Below are 19,719 nucleotides of genomic sequence, written 5' to 3'. Positions count from 1 at the left end.
CCCCATACTCGCCCAACGCGCTGCGTTAAAAATCCCATCGCAACTGCGTTGAAATCGTATTCATCTCAAGATGTTCATAGTCGAACAAGGTGCGATATTGGATCAGGATAGATGGCCCTTGATTAAACCGCGCCTGCAACCCAAGACCAAATCTGAAATAGTTCTTGTCTACCGGGTCGGTAAATATCTGGAAGATATTATCGGGGACTGCTGCGCCTTCCACGAAACGGCCACTCACCACCCGGCTGTTATCCTTGAACTCGTGCAACCAGCTAAACTCGAACTGTGGCTCCAATGTTCCCCAAGATTGGTCAAATAGATAGCTGGCTCTCCCACCCAAACTGAAAACCAGTGATTGCAGATTTTGCTGATCTATGGCCACCGCCCAGCCCGAACCCGGATTATTACCCGATACCTGTTCCTGGAAGGGATCAACCTGCATGTCGAGATAGCTTAGATGGGCTTCGGGACCGAAAGTCAAGTTGCCGCGTGTGAATTGATAGCCAACGCCTAGATCAGCAAACACTTGCCGCCCTTCGTAGCTGCTATCAAAGCCTTGCTTAACATCGGCATTTTGCAACTCATAGGCGACGTTGCGCCGTTGGTCATAATCGTTCCGGCCATAATTGACCATCCCTTCGACGTAGAACCGGTCGGAAGGGTAATAGACTCCGTACAAGGTCAGGCCCAGACCTCGGGTATCCAGATAACCACCATTGCTATCGATATCGGTATCAATGGACGTGTAGGAAAGGGCGACGCCCAGGATGAACTGGTCGCTAAATCGATAATCAGCGCCCAACGTCAGTTCAAGGGTCCTGAAATCAAATCCGGTTTGATTTGTGGTTTCATCCCGCCCTCCGAGATTGATGGCGCCACTGACAAACACGCCAAAGGGGCCTGATTCCATAAAGCCTTCATTGACGCTCGGCACCCCGGCCTCGTCTCCAGTGCTGGCCAATAAATAGCGCAAATCCGGGCCGGAAAGCGTCCATCCACCGCGCTGGATATTCAACTGGTCGATATTAATACCCATCACCCCCGCGCGTAATGCAGCCATGCGAGTTCGAATGCCCAACATCTGGGACTGTACACTGGTCTGCGAGGCATCAATGGCGGTGCTCAGACTCTTGGGCGTGATTTGCTCCAAAGCGGAACCGACCTTGGGGTCACCGCTTTCAGCAGCGTTGATAAGCGCATCACAATCTCGCAGGAAGCTGGCGCCTGCCGATCGATCGAAGCATAGCCCGCCAATGGCGCGTCCCACGGTCTTTGCCGCAGGATCATCGGTGGCGTCTTCGAGGAGTTGCTGGACCTCTTTCTTACTGCGCGTCACTTCGACAGTGACGGTCGCTGAGTCCGTGCTGATGCCATCGGTGATGGTGTAAGTAAAGGAATCCGTACCGATGAAGTTGGGCGATGGCGTGTAGTTAATCGCGCTGTCCACGCCAGCTGCCGCACTGCCATGCGCTGGACTGCTGACCTGGATGACAGTCAAGTTCGTACCAATATCATTAGCCAACACCGCAATGGATACGGGCGCACGGGTCGTGGTAGTGACTGCATCATCCAGCGCTTCGAGCGCCGGCGCAATGACTGTAACCCGCACTGTCGCGGTGGCGGTCTGGCCGAAGCGGTCGGTGATCGTGTAGGTGAAGGCGTCGGTCCCGGCGAAGTTCGCGGCGGGCGTGTAGGCGATCGTACCGTCTGCATTGGGTGTTGCGCCGCCACGAGCAGGTGCGCCGACCTGGATGATGGCTAATCCCTCGCCCACATCATTAGCTAGTACAGAAATGGTGATAGGCGTTCTGGCTGGAGTAGTGGCTGTATCGTCCACGGCGTCCAACTTCGGCGGCGTAACCCGCACACTCACGGTAGCAGTAGCGGTCTGGCCGAAGCGGTCGGTGATCGTGTAGGTGAAGGCGTCGGTCCCGGCGAAGTTCGCGGCGGGCGTGTAGGTGACGGCGCCGTTACCAGCGATGATCGCGCTGCCGTTGGACGGAGCGCTGACGTCCACCAGGGTCAGTTCCGTTCCGATATCATTGGCCAGTACGTTGATGGCGACTGGCGCACCCGCCGCCGTACTGGCGGTGTCATTCACCGCGGTCAGCCTCGGCGGATTGACCGTCACCGTTACCGTCGCGGTGGCGGTCCGGCCGAAGCGGTCGGTGAGGGTGTAGGTGAAGGTGTCGCTCCCCGCGAAGTTCGCGGCGGGCGTGTAGGTGACGGCAGCGCCGTTGATCGCCGCGCTGCCATGCGCGGGCGTGCTGACTTGCGTCACCGTCAATCCGGTGCCGGTGTCATTGGCCAGTACGTTGATGGTGACCGGCGTACCTGCCGCCGTGCTGGCGGTATCATTGACGGCATTCAATCCGGGCGGATTGACCGTCACCGTCACCGTCGCGGTGGCGGTTTGGCCGAAGCTATCCGTGAGGGTGTAGGTGAAGGTGTCGGTTCCAGCAAAGTTCGCTGCCGGGGTATAGCTGACCGTAGCGCCGCTGATCGCCGCGCTGCCATGCGCGGGCGTGCTGACTTGCGTCACTGTCAACCCGGTTCCGGTATCATTGGCCAGCACATTAATCGTGACCGGCGTGACCGCCTCGGTGATGGCCGTATCATCCACCGCAATTGGCCTCGGCGGATTGACCGTCACTGTCACCGTCGCAGTGGCGGTCCGGCCGAAGCCGTCGGTGAGGGTGTAGGTGAAGGTGTCGGTTCCGGCGAAGTTCGCGGCGGGCGTATAGGTGACGGCAGTGCCGCTGATCGCCGCGCTGCCATGCGCGGGCGTGCTGACGTGCGTCACCGTCAACCCGGTTCCGGTGTCATTGGCCAGCACATTAATCGTGACTGGCGTGGTCGCCGCCGTGGTCGCCGTGTCATCGACTGCATTTATGATCGGCGGAATCACATCTACTGTGACAGTGGCGGCAGCCCTCTGGCCGAAACTGTCGATGATCGTATACGTGAAGCTGTCAAGGCCGCCAACAAAGGTGGGATTTGGCGTGTAGATCACAGTATTGCCGCTAATCATAGCCGTGCCGTTCGCCGGGGCGCTTACCTGGGCCACCGTCAACCCCGCGCCGGTGTCATTGGCCAGCACATTAATCGTGACCGGCGTGACCGCCTCGGTGATAGCCGTATCATCCACCGCAATCGGCCTCGGCGGATTGACCGTCACTGTCACCGTCGCCGTGTCCGTTTGGCCGAAGCTGTCGGTGAGGGTGTAGATGAAGGTGTCGGTTCCGGCGAAGTTCGCGGCGGGCGTATAGGTGACGGCAGTGCCGCTGATCGCCGCGCTGCCATGCGCGGGCGTGCTGACGTGCGTCACCGTCAACCCGGTTCCGGTGTCATTGGCCAGCACATTAATCGTGACTGGCGTGGTCGCCGCCGTGGTCGCCGTGTCATCGACTGCATTTATGATCGGCGGAATCACATCTACTGTGACAGTGGCGGCAGCCCTCTGGCCGAAACTGTCGATGATCGTATACGTGAAGCTGTCAAGGCCGCCAACAAAGGTGGGATTTGGCGTGTAGATCACAGTATTGCCGCTAATCATAGCCGTGCCGTTCGCCGGGGCGCTTACCTGGGCCACCGTCAACCCCGCGCCGGTGTCATTGGCCAGCACATTAATCGTGACCGGCGTGACCGCCTCGGTGATAGCCGTATCATCCACCGCAATCGGCCTCGGCGGATTGACCGTCACTGTCACCGTCGCCGTGTCCGTTTGGCCGAAGCTGTCGGTGAGGGTGTAGATGAAGGTGTCGGTTCCGGCGAAGTTCGCGGCGGGCGTATAGGTGACGGCAGTGCCGCTGATCGCCGCGCTGCCATGCGCGGGCGTGCTGACGTGCGTCACCGTCAACCCGGTTCCGGTGTCATTGGCCAGCACATTAATCGTGACTGGCGTGGTCGCCGCCGTGGTCGCCGTGTCATCGACTGCATTTATGATCGGCGGAATCACATCTACTGTGACAGTGGCGGCAGCCCTCTGGCCGAAACTGTCGATGATCGTATACGTGAAGCTGTCAAGGCCGCCAACAAAGGTGGGATTTGGCGTGTAGATCACAGTATTGCCGCTAATCATAGCCGTGCCGTTCGCCGGGGCGCTTACCTGGGCCACCGTCAACCCCGCGCCGGTGTCATTGGCCAGCACATTAATCGTGACCGGCGTGACCGCCTCGGTGATAGCCGTATCATCCACCGCAATCGGCCTCGGCGGATTGACCGTCACTGTCACCGTCGCCGTGTCCGTTTGGCCGAAGCTGTCGGTGAGGGTGTAGATGAAGGTGTCGGTTCCGGCGAAGTTCGCGGCGGGCGTATAGGTGACGGCAGTGCCGCTGATCGCCGCGCTGCCATGCGCGGGCGTGCTGACGTGCGTCACCGTCAACCCGGTTCCGGTGTCATTGGCCAGCACATTAATCGTGACTGGCGTGGTCGCCGCCGTGGTCGCCGTGTCATCGACTGCATTTATGATCGGCGGAATCACATCTACTGTGACAGTGGCGGCAGCCCTCTGGCCGAAACTGTCGATGATCGTATACGTGAAGCTGTCAAGGCCGCCAACAAAGGTGGGATTTGGCGTGTAGATCACAGTATTGCCGCTAATCATAGCCGTGCCGTTCGCCGGGGCGCTTACCTGGGCCACCGTCAACCCCGCGCCGGTGTCATTGGCCAGCACATTAATCGTGACCGGCGTGACCGCCTCGGTGATAGCCGTATCATCCACCGCAATCGGCCTCGGCGGATTGACCGTCACTGTCACCGTCGCCGTGTCCGTTTGGCCGAAGCTGTCGGTGAGGGTGTAGATGAAGGTGTCGGTTCCGGCGAAGTTCGCGGCGGGCGTATAGGTGACGGCAGTGCCGCTGATCGCCGCGCTGCCATGCGCGGGCGCGCTGACTTGCGTCACCGTCAACCCGGTGCCGGTGTCATTGGCCAGTACGTTGATGGTGACCGGTGCGCCAGCGGTAGTGGTGGCGGTGTCGTCCAAAGCGACTAACAGCGCAACGCCATTTCCCGTTAGGCGCGTAGTTAAGCTTTCAATGCAACCATCAGAACATGTATCAACGACTACAGTTAACAGTCCAGTTTGTAGTCCAATAGCTCCCGGTGAAAAAGTCAAACTGATATTACAAGATGACGATGGAGGAAGAGAAAGTGGACACCCACTTGCAGAAAAATTGCCTGTTGCAGTAATGCTATTAACTGCAACAGGCAATTGAGGATCATTATTAGTCAGCGTCACGGTTTGCGGTGAACTGGTTGTACCAACGGCGACTTGTCCAAAATCGATCGTAGCAGGGGTTAGACCCGCCCCAGAGGTTTGCGCCCTCAGATTAATTCCCCAGTCTGGCAAGAAAATCAAAAAGAGACCGGCGAGCATCAACGCAACGGCCTTAACCCAAAACCCACAGTGCTGTAATGATCGATTATTCATGGTGATGCTGCCTTTATCACGGGTAGTGCTCATTGGTTGCTTTTAATAGCAACCTCCCCCTGTTTAACAAACGCTATTGCAAGGGACTACTTTCCCCAATCAAGGTAAACGCCGCCCAAAAGATCGGATGCGCCATGTTGGGTTGCTCCAGCAGGGCCAATTGCGCCTGCCGCAATGCTTCAGCCCTTCCCATACTTGGCGATTTTTGGTAAGCGTCAAAGGTGTGCGTGGTCAAGAAAACTGTCGGTTCCGAAACCACATACCAGTGAGAAGCCAGCAATGCTCTTGAACCTGCGTAGAAAAACGCCGTTGCCAACCCCGATAATCCTTCGCCGCGCAGACGCCCGCTCCCGCCGCCCGCCGTGTTACAGGCTGACAATAAGACCCATTCGGCGTCCAGTTTCAGACTGGCAATCGTGCTGGCGCTGAGCAGCCCATTATCCTCCCCCTGCGCCGCTGCCTGTGGCGTCAACGCCAGCGCGGGTTCCTTTAAGCAATCGAGTTCGCCGGGCAGCAGGGCATGAGTGGCAAAAGCGATGATCCGGTAATTCTGCAAATTGCGGGTCTCAACTGCAGAAACTGTAGCTTGTTGACCCAGCACAACTGCTTGCTCCGGTCTGGCGCCCAAGGTGCGCGCCAGAGTACGCAACTCAACTTCCGTTTCCGGAAGTTGCGGCAACTGACTGAGCGCTTTGGCGTCAAACTGGCAATTCTGAACCACTTGATCGACATTACTGCCGCCACCGCGCAACGTACCCGCCGATCCAGTTGAAAAGACCGGATCGCCAAAACCGATGAACGGCAAACGCGCCTGCGAAGAACCGGCAACCTGACGGAATTGCTCCAAAGCAACCACCGAAGGCAGCAGGCTAAAGGCCATGTCGCGCACCAGCCAGGCGGCTTGCCGGTAGTCGCCAGGATCGGGAGGCCGACGCACTAATAGCGCGGGTGGCAGGCTAAGCAACGCTCCAGAGGGCGCCACGATTAAATGCTCGACTCCAACCAGCGCCGATTCCAACGGACCGAGCAGCTGTTGGTAGAGCTGATAGGCGAGGAGCAGATCGAAATCAGGCAAGCGGCCAGAACTGGCGTTGACCCCAGCGCGCAAACGTTCTACCTCGACAGTGAGCTGCGGCGCGGGCACTTTCACCGCTGCGCCCCGCAAAGTTCCATCGGCTTTCACCAGAAACACCCAGGTTTCCCGTTGCCCCGGCAGCACCCGCAATAGCGCTTCATTGCTCCGCAACAACTTCGCCACTTCCGCTGCATTCAGCGGCGTGGGGGTGACCAAGCGGCCATAACGCGGGAACCGGGCCTGTAGTTGTTGTTCGCGAAGCGCGTATTCCTCCGCCGCTGTGCGCAATTTGGCCTTGAGCGCTTCCTCTTTGGCCGTATCCCGCTCCAGAAAGGGCCTGCTCTGCTCCACGCCTAATTCATATTGAATATCCTGTCGGGCTTTTAACGCATCCTGCAACGCCCGCGCCGTTTCCCGCACCTCGGGATCGGTCTCGGCCAGACGCGCCGCGACTTGGGTCACCGCCCGCCCAGCCGCTGGAGTCTGGCCCAATTGCGAGACCGTAAACGCCTCATCCAGCAAGGCGGATTGGTCGCCAGCAGCATTGCTGTCAATCAATTCAAACAATAATTCGAGGTAGCCTTCCACGTCCTGCGTCTGCATTTGGGCTAACGCCGTCGGATCGCTCAGCAGCATTCGCCGGGTCTCACGCCAGAGTTCCAAAGCGCGCTCAGGTTGACCCGCAGATCGTTCGACCTGGGCCTGGGTCATCAGCGCTTCGGCCAATGCCCGGCCTTCGCCAAACAAAGCGCGGCTTAATTCAACTGCCGCTTGAGCATGGTCACGGGCCTGTCCATAGGCTTGGCGACGGCGATAAACTTCCGCTAGGCGCTGGTGGCTTTGGCCCACCCAGTGATAGTCGCCGCCCCGCACCGTATCGAAAATCGTGAGCGCTTGTGAGTAAGCGGCTTCCGCTTCCGCCAGTTTGCCCAGCTCAACATAGACATCGCCGACGCCAATGAGGGAATGAGCGATGCGCGGATTCATGGCGCCTTGTTGGGAGCGCGCCGCCGCCGCCTGGCTGAGTTCCCACGATTGCTGCGCGTACTGTTCAGCGCGCGCTTCCTCGCCCCGATCCAGGGCGTACCAGGCCCAATAAACCAGCAACTCCGGCCAGTCTGAGGCATCGGCCGAGGCTTTGACCAAGGGTTCAGCGCGTTGGAACATGGCCTCCGCTGCGCCCGGCTGCAAGCGGCTGAGTTCACGCCCTATCCGCGCCGCCAGATAACCACCGCTCGGATGGTTGGCGCCTTTGATGCGCTCGTGAATTTCCAGGGCGCGTTGCGCAAGTTCAAGGGCGCGCTGATGATTTTTCGCCGAGTTATACAAGGTGCTCAGTTCATCCAGAGCGGTGAACTGTCCCATATCCTCCAGGCCAATCGATCGACCTTCCGGAGCAATGGCCTGTTCAGCCAGAGCGATCAATTGCGACCGACTGCCAGGCAGCGTTTCCTGTGCTGTTCCGCGAAGCGATGCTTGGATAAAGCTCTCGAACAAGGGCGCAAGATGGGCCGGCCCCCAGAGGATGAAAGCACGATTATCGACGCCCGCCGCGATGAGCAAGTAGGGGAAGCCGCCATTGTAACTGGTGCAGCGACGCAGATAGGCAGGTTGCTCGTTCAAGATGCGCGTTGATTCCGGATCGCCGCAATCCGCCTCGGTCTGCACGGTTTTAGCTAGCGCGCCTTGATTGAGAAACCGCTCTTCCCACTGCGCTGCTGGCCGGGGGAGGTTTCCCCGCCAGACCTGTCCAGCAGGGCGCTCCCAACCCGGACAACGGACCTCGAACTGTTCCAGACCCTCGTCGCTACCGGATTTGTAAAACTCGCAGGCGACATCACCCAAAGCTTTGGCGTCTTCCGGCAAGGCAATCCGTGTTCCAACCGGCAAACCTTCGGGAGCGGCCGTCGAACGTCTATTTCCTCCAGTAGCACATCCCCACAGCGTCAGAACGCCAACCAGTAGCAATACCACGCCATAGTGGCGCTCACCGTGAGCCATACGTCCTTCCTCCTCGCACCGGTGTAGGCGAGCGCCTGTGCGCCCCTACGAAAGTGAATTGGCAAGCTTATTTCTAGTTAATTGATAGTGAATATCAACATCAGTCGGTATTCAACATGATTTTTACCGCATTTCCACACTTATGGACTGACTCTGGTTGATACATCCAAACGAATAAACTCGCTCCGGCGATTCTCCTCGCGGCCAGTCTCTGTAGCGTTCGACGCAACGGGATATGCTTCCCCATACCCTTTGGCGATCAGCCGATCGGGGGAAACTCCATGTTCAATCAGATACGCCCTGACTGCCTGCGCCCGCTCTCCGGATAATATTAGATTATATTTATTAGAACCGGCAGCATCGGTATGACCGGCAATCAGCAGCATGGCGTTAGCCAGCGTGGGGCTTTGTAAAGCCGCCACATACTCATTCAAAAGTGGGTAGGCGTCATCGCGGATGCGTGCGGAGTTCGAATCAAAATGGATCAAGGCCGCAATTTTGGGACGATCCCGAATCAGATCTGGATAATTCATGGTTGCTGCTGGCTTGACCGGCGGAGACGGCGCCGCTTGAACCGGTACGGGATCATCGACGATACCGGCTGGACCCCGCAATCTCCCCAAACCTGGACTGCCGGAACCTGGCCCTCCACGCAGTTGCAGACCGGGTTGTGCAGAGTCTGAAGCGCCGCTCAGGGCGCGTTCGATTTCCGAAGCGGTCTGAGAAGGCGGTGCAGCGATAACGGTATTCCAGGTCAGCGCAAACATCAGACCAATGACCCAGTGATGGATCGCGAGTTTTTTGCAAAAAAGTTCGAGTTTCATTGCATGGGTTCCTTCAGGAATAGGAGTTCAACGTGTCATGCTGACTGCGTCACGAATAATCTCAATGACATCGCCCAATGGGTATGGGTTCTGACTGATAGGCGCCTGACAGACCGTTACCGACCTAATGTCGTAGACTCATCGCGCGATTCTGCTAACAGGCCATTGGGGAATTCATGACGCTGGGTGACAGCAAAGGCCATTTGGCTGGCATAATGGCAAAATGACTTGGCAATATTGAAAAAGCCGGTGGGAACTGTGACGAAAGCGCCTGTTTTACCCGGACAGCGCAATAGGCTGCACCGTCACCAACCCTTTAATTTACTAGAGTTTACCTGCGAGAAATCCGATGCCTTCCAAGCCTGATAGCGATCATTCCAATCCTCCATCCAATAGTCGTTCGACCGGGCCGCTGAGCATCGTCCTCAGTGTACTGTCGGCGTTCTTCGGGGTGCAAAGCGAGAAAAACCGCGAGCGGGATTTCCAGCATGGCCGTCCAATTCATTACATTCTGGTCGGATTGATTATGACTTTGCTGTTTATTTTTGGGGTGCTAGTTGCGGTCAAGCTGGCATTGCGCTCCGCGGGCGTCTAGCCTGAACCAGATTTAGCCAGAGGAGCGCCCTGTTCCCTGTTCCCTGTTTCCAACTCCCTGGAGTGAGATTTGACCATGAGCCGCATCGTGCTGACCGATGAAGTACGCCACGACTATCAGCAATTGTTCATGACCTGCGTGATTCACCCGGAACGGGCTGCCGAGGTAGACAAAATCGCGAACGTCCTGATAACGGAACGGAAGCGCTATCAAAGCGTGGGTGAGCGGCTGAATATACCCTGGTTTGTTGTCGCCGTGCTGCATGAAGCCGATGCAGGTCGCGATTTCAATGTTCACCTGCATAACGGCGATCCACTGACCGAGCGCACCCGGCACTTGCCGGATGGGCGACCCGTCGAAGGCGAGCCGCCCTTTCGCTGGGAGGACAGCGCTATTGATGCTTTACGGCTATATCACTTTGATCTTTGCCAGGATTGGAGCATCGCCAGCATCCTGTTTTTGTTGGAAGGACGGGGCGGTTGGGGCTATCGCCTGCACCATCCTGAAGTTCCCTCGCCCTATTTATGGAATTACTCAACCCATTATACTCATGGCAAGTACGTTACCGACGATAGCTGGAGCGAGACTGGCGTTGCCCAGCATTGTGGTGCAGCAGTGCTGCTGCGGCGCTTGGTGGAACGTGGCCTGATTGCATTCGATCATTCAGAGGAGCTGCTTGATGAACCATTACTGCGCTACGATGAAAGCGCCGCCTCGCTCTGGATTGAGGCGCTGCAACGTTTTATGAACACCCTGCCTGGAATTTACGTGAAAGTGGATGGCCAGGCTGGACCTCGCGCCTCTGATGCGTTTCATAGACTCACCGGAATATATTTGCCCGGTGATCCACGCTCCAGCGATCAGAAAACCTAACCCAATCCAAGAAACTCCCTTCTATGCGCAAGCCATTGTGTTCCTGTCTTTGCTACTTTTTGGGTTCATGATGGCGGGAACAGGCAATGCAGCAACCAGGATGCCGCAGACGGTTTCATTCGAATCCCTGATTCAGCCCAAGCGCCTGCTGATTTTACACTCTTATTGTTATGGTGCTGGTTTAGTTCAGTTATTATGAGTGGGTTGGACGGCGGCGAACGGTGGACATTTTCCCCGTCGCCTGGACGAAGCGCAAAAGCCGGGTAGGTCGGGCACGGCCTCATCGTGCCCGACGCATGCCTTGAACCGGGTCGGATGCAACCAAAGAATACACACAATTGCTTAACATGCGCCTCCAGCCGACCGCTCGCTACGCTCGCGGCGGCTGAGCATCGTAGGTTGGGTTGCCGCCCTTTTGGCAACCCAACATTCAGCCAAGCCTAACTGGCCGCTGCACCGGAGTCCGCGCCATTGAGTGTTGTGGTTGATTTGAAGTACGGCAAGGTGCGGCCCCGAACTTCTATCGAAGCAGGATAAATATGCCAACAGTTCTGAGAATTGGAAGTTTTCGCTTCCACTTTTACTCAGATGAAGGAGACGAACCTCCTCACATTCATGTACGCTGTTCCAGTGGTGAATGTAAGTTTTGGCTTGTCCCTGTAGCCTTAGCTCGTAATCGCGGTGTACCTCCCCATGATTTACGAGAAATTGAAAGACTTGTATTTGAAAATAGGCAAACCTTGATTAATAAATACCATGAATACCACAATCGTTGAAATAGAACCTGTCGCTATCAGAGCTTGGGCCAAGAAACGGATGATTTATCTTGAATTAACGGATGGACGGATAGTGGGTTTCCCTGCTGATCGCTTTAAGATTCTCAGCCAAGCCTCTGAAAATCAGCTTAAAGAAGTTCAGGTAGAGGTAGGCGGACATGCACTCAGATGGGAAAAGCTTGACGAAGACTTGACCGTAGCTGGTGTAGTTGCCGGAAGATTTCAACTCCCATTGCCTAGACAAGCAGCCTAACTGGACATTGCACCTGACCGTGCTGCGCACGGCAGGTGAACGAAGTCGTTATGTATCAAATCAGAGGGAAATTGAGTGGCAAGGCTAAGTAGAGAATCACTAGAATTTGCAAAAAATCACATCATTAAGTTCTATGATTCTGATTTCTTTCCAAAGCCATTTGAATATGAAGCATTGTGGGCCAATTGGGACGAAGTCGTAACTCACTTAACCTGTAACGAAATTGACGGGTATCCTATCGAACAGCCTAGAGTCTTTGGCTCTCCAAAGCCGGATGGAACATTTATAGGCTTGCCAACGATTATCCCTACATTATCAACGAACTGAGCGTTAATCAAATTGTCTAATAACTATAGAAGACCTCTTTAGAGACTCTAAATTTATAGAGGAGGTGCGGCAATGAACGCGGAATGGATGTTTGATGCACGTAAAATACCGGATGAAGTGATGAATTACATCCGGCGTATTGCGGTTCGCGCGGTCGAAGAGAAGCATTATGGTCCGGAGCTTGTTGCTGATTTTTTGGGTATCGACCGAACGAGTATTTATGATTGGCTTCGCAACTATCGTTATGAAGGAGAAGAAGCCCTGGATACCCGGAAAGCGCTCGGCGCCACGTGTGTGATGACTCCGGATATTGATCGATGGTTAAAAGAAACGATACTCAATACGACGCCGGCGGATCATGGCTATGATACGGTTTTATGGACTTTAGAGATCATGGTTAATTTATTGAAAGAGTACTTTGGTTTATGGGTATCGGATGCCACGGTTCGTCTGCATTTACATCAATTAGGACTGAGTTGTCAAAAACCTTGTTATCATGCCTTAAACCAGGATCAGGAGGAAGTTAAAAAGTTTATTAATGAAGAATTTAAAGAGATTCAGAAGCGGGCTCAAGAACTTGGAGCGGATATTGCGTTTCAGGATGAGTCATGGGTTCAAGGCCATACGCGTTCTGGACGGACGTGGGGCTTAGTCGGTCATCCGCCTGAAATTAAAGTGAGTGATGACCGGGGTGGGTTTCACATTTTATCGATGGTTACGGCGACGGGCGAGTTAATATTTGAAGTGACCACTCAAAAATGAGTGAGTGGGGTTTTCATTGCCTTTTTAGAGAAGGCATTAGAGGGTCGAGAGCGCCCATTAATTGTCATCACGGACAATGCGTCTTATCATACCTCGAAAGAAGTCAAAGCCTTTCTTGAGACGCATCGAAAACAAATCCGCTTGTTCTTTCTTCCCCCCCACTCGCCAGAGTTAAATCCGGATGAACAGGTTTGGAATGAGATCAAAAATGATCATCTGGAAAAGGAGCCAATTAAAAACCGGGCTGATTTCAGAGCGCGCGTTTATTCTGCTTTGGAAAAGCTAAAAGAATTTCAGGAAAGGGTCAAATCATTTTTTAGGCTCCCTGATACTCAATACGCTAATCCTGAAAAAGCTCCAGCATGATTTTTGTGGGGATAACTATTAGCAAGACAATAGGATGGTGCACCAACTAGATCCGATAAATACATTAATTTATACATCAATTGCATTTCTCATATCGGAAAAAGTAGAGGCAGCAAGAATCCCTGAAGATGAAAGGGTGGCTTGTTCATATCGGATAGGCATAGGTAAAGATAAAGGAACTTTCTTTTCAAACGGCGCAGGGTATTCAGGGTTTATTGAAAAATGTAGAGAATTGTCCGAAGAGAATTCCTATGTTCTAGTTACCGATATAACTGATTTTTACAACCAGATTTATGTTCATAGATTACAAAACGCAATTGAATATGCTAGTCCCGAACTCTTTGAGTTATCAAATAACACAGAAAGATTTTTACTAGACCTAAACGGCTCTGTTTCACAGGGGGTTCCCGTAGGACCGGCTGCAAGTATTATTATGGCTGAGGCAGTTCTGATTGATGTAGATAATTATATAAGGGATGCCAAATATCCTCACTCTAGGTATGTGGATGACTTCCGAATATTCGGAAATTCAGAGGTGGATCTCCGATTATTTCTAGAAATAATCACTAAGTATCTGTATGAAAACCATCGGCTCACTATAGCATCTGGAAAGACAGAAATCATTCCAGTTGCAGAGTTTTGTGAAAAATATCTTAATAGTCCTGAAGAGGTGGAAAAGGCTGAAATTCATGGCGCTCTTAGCGAAATAAATTCGCCCGTAGATGCCTATAGTGGTTCGTTTGAAGAGGAGTCCGCCGCCGATGAAGGAAAAGTTAGACCTACGGTCTTAACCGAACTTATGGAAAGAGTTTTATCTAGCGATAAGCTTGATTTAGGTCTAGCTCGTCATATATTGAGAAAATGTCGAATGTATAAAATAAGAGCGATATCAAATCAAGTTTTAGATAATTTTGAGTTTCTATCTCCAGTTATAAGTGATGTTATTTTATATTTGAGTAAAGTGGCAAATGCAACGTTTGTTGAAAGAAATAAAGATAAGCTGGTTTCCTTATTTCAAAATGTAATGGCCTCAGAGGTGCCATTTATAAAGGAGTGGATAGAATATTATATTGCAAATGATCCAAAGCTTCTTGAGATTCAAGAAATTAGAGAATTGGTAATGTCTACTGCTAGTATCAGAAATCAGGCTTCAATGGCAAGGAATAGGAATATGACCCACTGGGTTAGGGGGCAAAAAGCAAATATGTCCCATTTATCTCCGTGGGATAGACGCTCTTTAATTTATTCAGGGTTGGCACTATCTAAGGCAGAGCTAAACGGTTGGCTAAATTCGGTAGAAAAGAGTTCAGCCAATTTTACTGAGCAAATGACAATAAAGTGGGTGCGTTCATTGAGATGATACATAACACAGCACTCAAATTGGACGCCAATTCCGCTGCGCTTCATTGGCACCCTTTAGCTCGGCGTTATGCGCCATACGAACAAGAGTTCAACAGATTGGAAAGATATACCTGATCAAACTATTGCCTACCACAGCTTTTTTGTGTTGATAGAATCAAATAAAGTATTGTTACAATCAAGGGCATCGAAGTTAATAGTGAAGTTTATGTACTCACTAGAGAGGAAGTATCATGAAATTGAAAGTTGTAGTTCACGAAGCTGAGGAAGGAGGCTATTGGGCTGAAGTGCCGTCTATACCTGGATGTGCAACGCAAGGTGAAACCTTTGATGAATTATTGGGCAACATTTATGAAGCAGTAGAAGGTTGTTTATCTGTAGATGTTCAGGACATCTCGGTATCTGAAAAAGATAAGGTAATGGAGATAGCCGTTTGAAAGCAGTCAGTGGCAAGCACTTCTGTAAACTTGTCGAAAACAAAGGTTGGGAACTAAAGCGCATCAACGGTAGCCATCATATTTATGCTAAGGCTGGAAAAAATGCACGCATTTCTATTCCTGTTCACGGGAATATGCCATTGAAAATCGGCTTACAGCGCCACTTAATGATGGCCGCAGGCATTGAAGAAGATGAATTATGATTATGATTCTTCGCATAACAAAAAAATCCAGCTGACCTCCTTCGTCGGCAGCTGATTTAGTCGTTATACCCTGAAAAGGAATCGTCGTGCTTACGAGATTGCATGCCTGGTGGAGCATTGAAGCATTCTGGTTTTGGCTTGTGCCTATCCTATTGGTTGTCGTGTATGCGGCTCCATCAATCGGGCTGGAGTGGCTGCTCCAGCCGAAGAACGGATACGGACGTCTCCTAGATCATCCAGAAGTGGCGGTGCTTCATGGCTTCATTGCGGTTTCGATGCTGGCTCTATTGCTTGTTGATGGAAAGGTGGCAGCGCTCTCGCGGGTTGTTCTAGGGTGGGTTGCGGTGGCTATTGGGTTTTATTCGTACTGGTGGCCCGGCATGGTTGCAACTGGTTTCCCGCTGATTTTTGGCGGTATCAGAATAGGTATTCCCTCGCGCAGGGCCAAGGTGCATGAGAAGACCTAACCAATAACTTCACCTATCCCCATCCTTCGTCGGCGGGTGATTGCGGCGCTATGCTTTAAAAAGGACATAAGGATATTACAAAAAAGTACTAAGGCCATTTTTGTAGTAATTGCTAAGCTACTTATTGTTTTTGCAGGTTCAGTCGGTGTTTTCGGAATGTTCTTGGATTATTTATGGTTTACTGAACCCGATACTATTACAAACGAAAAAGTAATATTGAAATATTTTGCTGGATTACTTGCTGTAATTTCACACGGCATCTCGATGCTAAGGCGCAATAGACCAGCAGATACCGATGTATCGAGCAATCTAACAGAGAATAATCTAGAATAGGATTGCAAGTGTAATGATTTCGTAAACTGCGCGTTATGGATTATCGACACTTCTACTTAGTGTAATGGGCACTATTGATTTAACTGATCATCAAAGAAGCAAGGTTAGCTTGGCTAGTTTGATCTCTGGCCGCCTGAGCTAATTCCACAGAAACTCTCCAAGAGCCTATAGGCATTTTAGGGCTCCAGCCTAAAATGCCCAAATATCCATTGGTAAGGACTATGACACAACAACTTAGTTGGGAAGTATTGCAGTCCATCGTGCAGTCGCAATCCATCGAGCAATTGTCCATGCAGCAACTGGATGAATTATTCCATGCCGAAAAGGACATGATGGCCTTTCTACCGGATTCCGTTTGCCAAATTGATCCACGCAATGGCGAATTGATTGTTTATAACTCCACCCGAGCGCGCCGACCGCACGATTCGGGAATCCACGATGCTGTATCAGCGATTGATGAAAAACCCTGCATCATTTGCCAGGGAAAAACCACAGGCGTAGTGGATGTAGCGCAACTGAGTCAAGGCGCGACTTTTATCAATAAAAATCTGTTCCCGATCATCTACCCCTTGCAGAACATTCTGGAAGAATACCGCCAGCAACCGCTTTATCCTGATCCCATGCACACCGGACGGGTTTCCTACGGCTTTCATTTCCTGCAATGGACTTCTACGCAACATGATCAGGACTGGCAGACCTTGTCATTGGATGATGGGATCATTGTTTTGCAGCGTCTGGCCGCTTTGGAAGAGAAGTTGCTCTATGAATCCGAGGCGTTGATGCCACCTTCCGAAATGCCGCCGCCGCGTAAATCTACCCACGGGTTTGTCTCGATCATCAAGAACCATGGCCGCCTGGCTGGCGGATCGCTGGCGCATGGTCACCAGCAAATCGGCTACAGCAATATCATGCCCAGCCATTTTTACAATAACTGGTGTTTCGCCCAACGGCATGACGGTGAAAACTTCAGTCATTACCTGCTGCGGGAAAATCCGATGGAATTACAGGTGCGGGATTACGGCGAGGCTGTCTTACTCGTGCCCTATTTCATGCGGCGACCCTACAACATGTTGCTGGTTGTAAAAAATACCGAGCGACAATATTTGCATGAATTGACCGACGCCGAGATTCGTGCTGTCACTAAAGGGATTCAGGACGCCATTCGCGCATTAATCCACATCATGCCTCTGCTAGGGCGCGAACCGGCTTTTAATATGACTATCAATAATGGACCGGGCGCAGGTTTGTATCTGGAGTTCCTGGCCCATACCCAGGAAGTTGGCGGTTTTGAGCAGTTGGGGTTGTGGGTGTGCCAGGAAAGCACGACGAACGCGGCGGCTTACCTGCGGGAAAATTTAGTTGTACGTTAAATGGCAACCATCCTGTCCTTATTGATTCCAGGTCTGTTAGGGACGTGGCCTGATGAATTTGCGGCGCCCCGCCCGACCGCGCCGGCGCTGGAATGGTTGCTGACGCGGGCAGACCGGCACAAGACGCAACCGACCATGGACACCCTGCTGTTCGAGTTATTCGAGGCGCCCATTCCTGCTGAAGCCGACTTACCGATCGCGGCGGTCACGCAACTGGCGGATGGCTATAACCCTGGTAACGACTGGTGGCTACGGGCCGATCCTGTGCATCTGCGCCCCGATTTGCGTGGAGTGTTTCTGGCGGATGCTCGAACCTTGGCCATTGAACCGGTCGAGGCGGCGGCGCTGGCGGCGGCGTTCGACCAGACCTTCGCCAGTGATGGACTGCAACTTCGCGTTCCTTGCCCCGAGCGCTGGTATCTGCGCTTGCCCGCTGATCCGGGTATCCGCACCCACGCACTGTCCAGCGCTATTGGCCGCGATATTAATCCGCTGTTACCTCATGGACCGAACGCTCGGCGCTGGCATGCTTTGCTAACTGAGGTACAGATGCTGTTTCATAACCACCCGGTTAATCAGGCCCGCGAACAGCGCAATCAACCCATGATCAACAGCGTCTGGTTCTGGGGTAGCGGCCCACTCCCATCAGGCGCTCGTTCACCGACAATCGGGTTGTACGCCCACGACCCTTTGCTCCGGGGCCTGGCCTGGCTGGCGGAGGCTGCGATCAGTCCTGTTTCTCAGAACGCGTATGACTGGCGGGAAGCCGCTGCGGATGAAGCGGATAGCTTGGTCAAACTGGACCTTGCGCGCTATGACCGGACAGATGGCGATCCTCTAGCCTGGGCTGATCATGTTGCGATGCTGGAACGGAACTGGTTCGAACCCTGCCAGCGGTTGCTGCAAACCGGCCAACTCAAAACCTTGTATCTCTATGGTGACGATGGTTATTGCTACTCATTGACCGGCGCCGCCCGCTGGCGATTCTGGCGGCATCGGCGGACATTATAGAGCATAATCATTCTTTTATACTCAACGCCTTACTTCCTGTCCCGCCGTGACAATGCCCCGCGCCGCCGCCCATTGCGCCAGATCGCGCCGTTCAATAGCCGCCGCCATCAGATCGGGAAACTGATCGGGCGTGCAGGCAAAGGCCGGCGTTCCCATCCCGGCCAGCGCCCCGGCGATGCTGTGATCGTAGGCTGGCGCCCCTTTGTCAGATAACGCTAGCAAGGCAATCATCCGCACCCCGGCTGCGGTCAGACTGGCGGCGCGTTTCAGCATCTGCTGACGGTCGCCGCCTTCATATAGATCGCTGATCAGCACCAGGATGGTGTCGTGCGGCGCGCGCACCAGGCCCTGACAATAGCTCAGCGCCCGGTGAATATCGGTGCCGCCGCCCAGTTGCGTCCCGAACAGCACCTCCACCGGGTCATCCAGTTGCTCGGTCAGATCAACGACCGACGTATCAAAAACCACCAGTGCGGTGCGCACCGAGCGAATCGAGGCCATGACCGCCGCCATGATGCCAGCGTAGACCACTGAAGCGGCCATTGACCCGCTTTGATCGACACAGAGAATAATATCGCGCAAGGCTGCATTGCGGCGGCCAAAACCAATCCGGGTCGCGGGAATCACCGTGCGATACTCAGGTTGGTAATGACGCAGATTGGCGCGGATGGTGCGATGCCAGTCGATTTCCGCATGACGCGGACGGCGATTGCGGACGCTGCGGTTCAGGCTGCCGCTGATCGCCTGGCGCAACGGATTAGCCAGCTTGCGCTCCAATTCGGCAACCACTTGACGCACCACGCGCCGGGCAGCGTCTTTCACCTTGGCCGGCATCACCCCGCTTAATGACAACAGGGTAGCGACTAAATGGACATCCGGCTCGACCGCTTCCAGCATTTCCGGCTCCAGCAACATCCGTTGCAGGCCGTAGCGCTCCAGCGCATCCTGTTGTAAAACCCGCACCACAGAGGTCGGGAAATAACTGCGGATATCGCCAAGCCAGCGGGCGACTTTCGGCGCAGAACCGCCCAAGCCGCCCTTGCACTCCTCGTCGTAGAGATTTTCCAGACAGCGATCTATGCCCAGATCAGCGCCGGCCAGGGAACAACCCACGCCATTCGCTGCGCCGCCGCCGAGAATCAGTCGCCAGCGCCGCTGGCGTTCGTCAACAAACCGGAGTTCAGTCGCGGATTGGGGTTCTAAAGTTATAGTATTCATGCTGGAATGCTCAAATCGTTCGTTTCCAGAATCAGGCA

The 19,719-nt window shown here is 53.6% G+C and carries 15 protein-coding genes and 1 pseudogene; 12 read left to right on the top strand and 4 right to left on the bottom strand.

The annotated features are described in order from the left end of the window. Positions 1–25 precede the first annotated feature (25 nt). The 3 genes from H6973_07755 to H6973_07745 form a co-directional block, all read right to left on the bottom strand. A complete protein-coding gene (locus tag H6973_07755) occupies positions 26–5,431 on the bottom strand; it encodes a tandem-95 repeat protein (protein MCP5125522.1) in 5,406 nt (1,801 codons plus the stop codon). A 73-nt stretch (positions 5,432–5,504) separates the two neighbouring features. Then, positions 5,505–8,507, bottom strand: a complete 3,003-nt coding sequence (locus tag H6973_07750; protein MCP5125521.1) for a CHAT domain-containing protein — start codon at positions 8,505–8,507, stop codon at positions 5,505–5,507. 140 nt (positions 8,508–8,647) lie between these two features. Then, a complete protein-coding gene (locus H6973_07745; GenBank protein MCP5125520.1) occupies positions 8,648–9,331 on the bottom strand; it encodes an OmpA family protein in 684 nt (227 codons plus the stop codon). Between the two features lie 349 nt (positions 9,332–9,680). Between H6973_07745 and H6973_07740 the strand changes: the two genes are divergently transcribed. From H6973_07740 to H6973_07685, 12 genes and pseudogenes are all read left to right on the top strand, one after another. Beyond that, a complete protein-coding gene (locus H6973_07740; GenBank protein ID MCP5125519.1) occupies positions 9,681–9,926 on the top strand; it encodes a DUF2970 domain-containing protein in 246 nt (81 codons plus the stop codon). Positions 9,927–10,001: 75 nt separating this feature from the next. Further along, the gene (locus H6973_07735) at positions 10,002–10,799 is read left to right on the top strand and encodes a hypothetical protein (GenBank protein ID MCP5125518.1); all 798 of its coding nucleotides are present in this window, start codon (positions 10,002–10,004) and stop codon (positions 10,797–10,799) included. Between the two features lie 539 nt (positions 10,800–11,338). Continuing rightward, positions 11,339–11,575, top strand: coding sequence for a DUF4160 domain-containing protein (locus tag H6973_07730; protein ID MCP5125517.1), 237 nt, complete (start codon positions 11,339–11,341; stop codon positions 11,573–11,575). Continuing rightward, positions 11,556–11,828 (top strand): DUF2442 domain-containing protein, encoded by a 273-nt coding sequence (locus tag H6973_07725; protein MCP5125516.1) that lies wholly within the window; start codon positions 11,556–11,558, stop codon positions 11,826–11,828. The genes H6973_07730 and H6973_07725 overlap by 20 nt, the downstream gene beginning before the upstream one ends. 399 nt (positions 11,829–12,227) lie before the next feature. Beyond that, positions 12,228–12,917, top strand: coding sequence for an IS630 family transposase (locus tag H6973_07720; GenBank protein MCP5125515.1), 690 nt, complete (start codon positions 12,228–12,230; stop codon positions 12,915–12,917). Continuing rightward, positions 12,918–13,283, top strand: coding sequence for a transposase (locus H6973_07715; protein MCP5125514.1), 366 nt, complete (start codon positions 12,918–12,920; stop codon positions 13,281–13,283). Positions 13,284–13,314: 31 nt separating this feature from the next. Next, positions 13,315–14,643 (top strand): annotated as a pseudogene (locus H6973_07710) (RNA-directed DNA polymerase). Positions 14,644–14,875: 232 nt separating this feature from the next. Continuing rightward, positions 14,876–15,079, top strand: coding sequence for a type II toxin-antitoxin system HicB family antitoxin (locus tag H6973_07705; GenBank protein MCP5125513.1), 204 nt, complete (start codon positions 14,876–14,878; stop codon positions 15,077–15,079). Beyond that, on the top strand, positions 15,076–15,282 hold the full coding sequence (locus tag H6973_07700; GenBank protein MCP5125512.1) for a type II toxin-antitoxin system HicA family toxin: 207 nt from the start codon (positions 15,076–15,078) through the stop codon (positions 15,280–15,282). The genes H6973_07705 and H6973_07700 overlap by 4 nt, the downstream gene beginning before the upstream one ends. An 86-nt stretch (positions 15,283–15,368) precedes the next feature. Continuing rightward, on the top strand, positions 15,369–15,749 hold the full coding sequence (locus H6973_07695) for a hypothetical protein (protein MCP5125511.1): 381 nt from the start codon (positions 15,369–15,371) through the stop codon (positions 15,747–15,749). A 554-nt stretch (positions 15,750–16,303) separates the two neighbouring features. Further along, complete coding sequence (locus tag H6973_07690; protein ID MCP5125510.1) at positions 16,304–17,452, top strand: hypothetical protein; 1,149 nt, start codon at positions 16,304–16,306, stop codon at positions 17,450–17,452. Beyond that, positions 17,453–18,463 (top strand): hypothetical protein, encoded by a 1,011-nt coding sequence (locus H6973_07685; protein MCP5125509.1) that lies wholly within the window; start codon positions 17,453–17,455, stop codon positions 18,461–18,463. A 21-nt stretch (positions 18,464–18,484) separates the two neighbouring features. On the opposite strand, the gene H6973_07680 is transcribed toward H6973_07685, so the two are convergent. Continuing rightward, complete coding sequence (locus tag H6973_07680; protein ID MCP5125508.1) at positions 18,485–19,681, bottom strand: VWA domain-containing protein; 1,197 nt, start codon at positions 19,679–19,681, stop codon at positions 18,485–18,487. Positions 19,682–19,719 lie beyond the last annotated feature (38 nt).

This window comes from Gammaproteobacteria bacterium (assembly GCA_024235095.1).
Lineage (GTDB): Bacteria > Pseudomonadota > Gammaproteobacteria > Competibacterales > Competibacteraceae > UBA2383.
The sequence above is the reverse complement of the archived record's forward strand: the minus strand, read 5'-3'. Positions and strand labels throughout refer to the sequence as shown.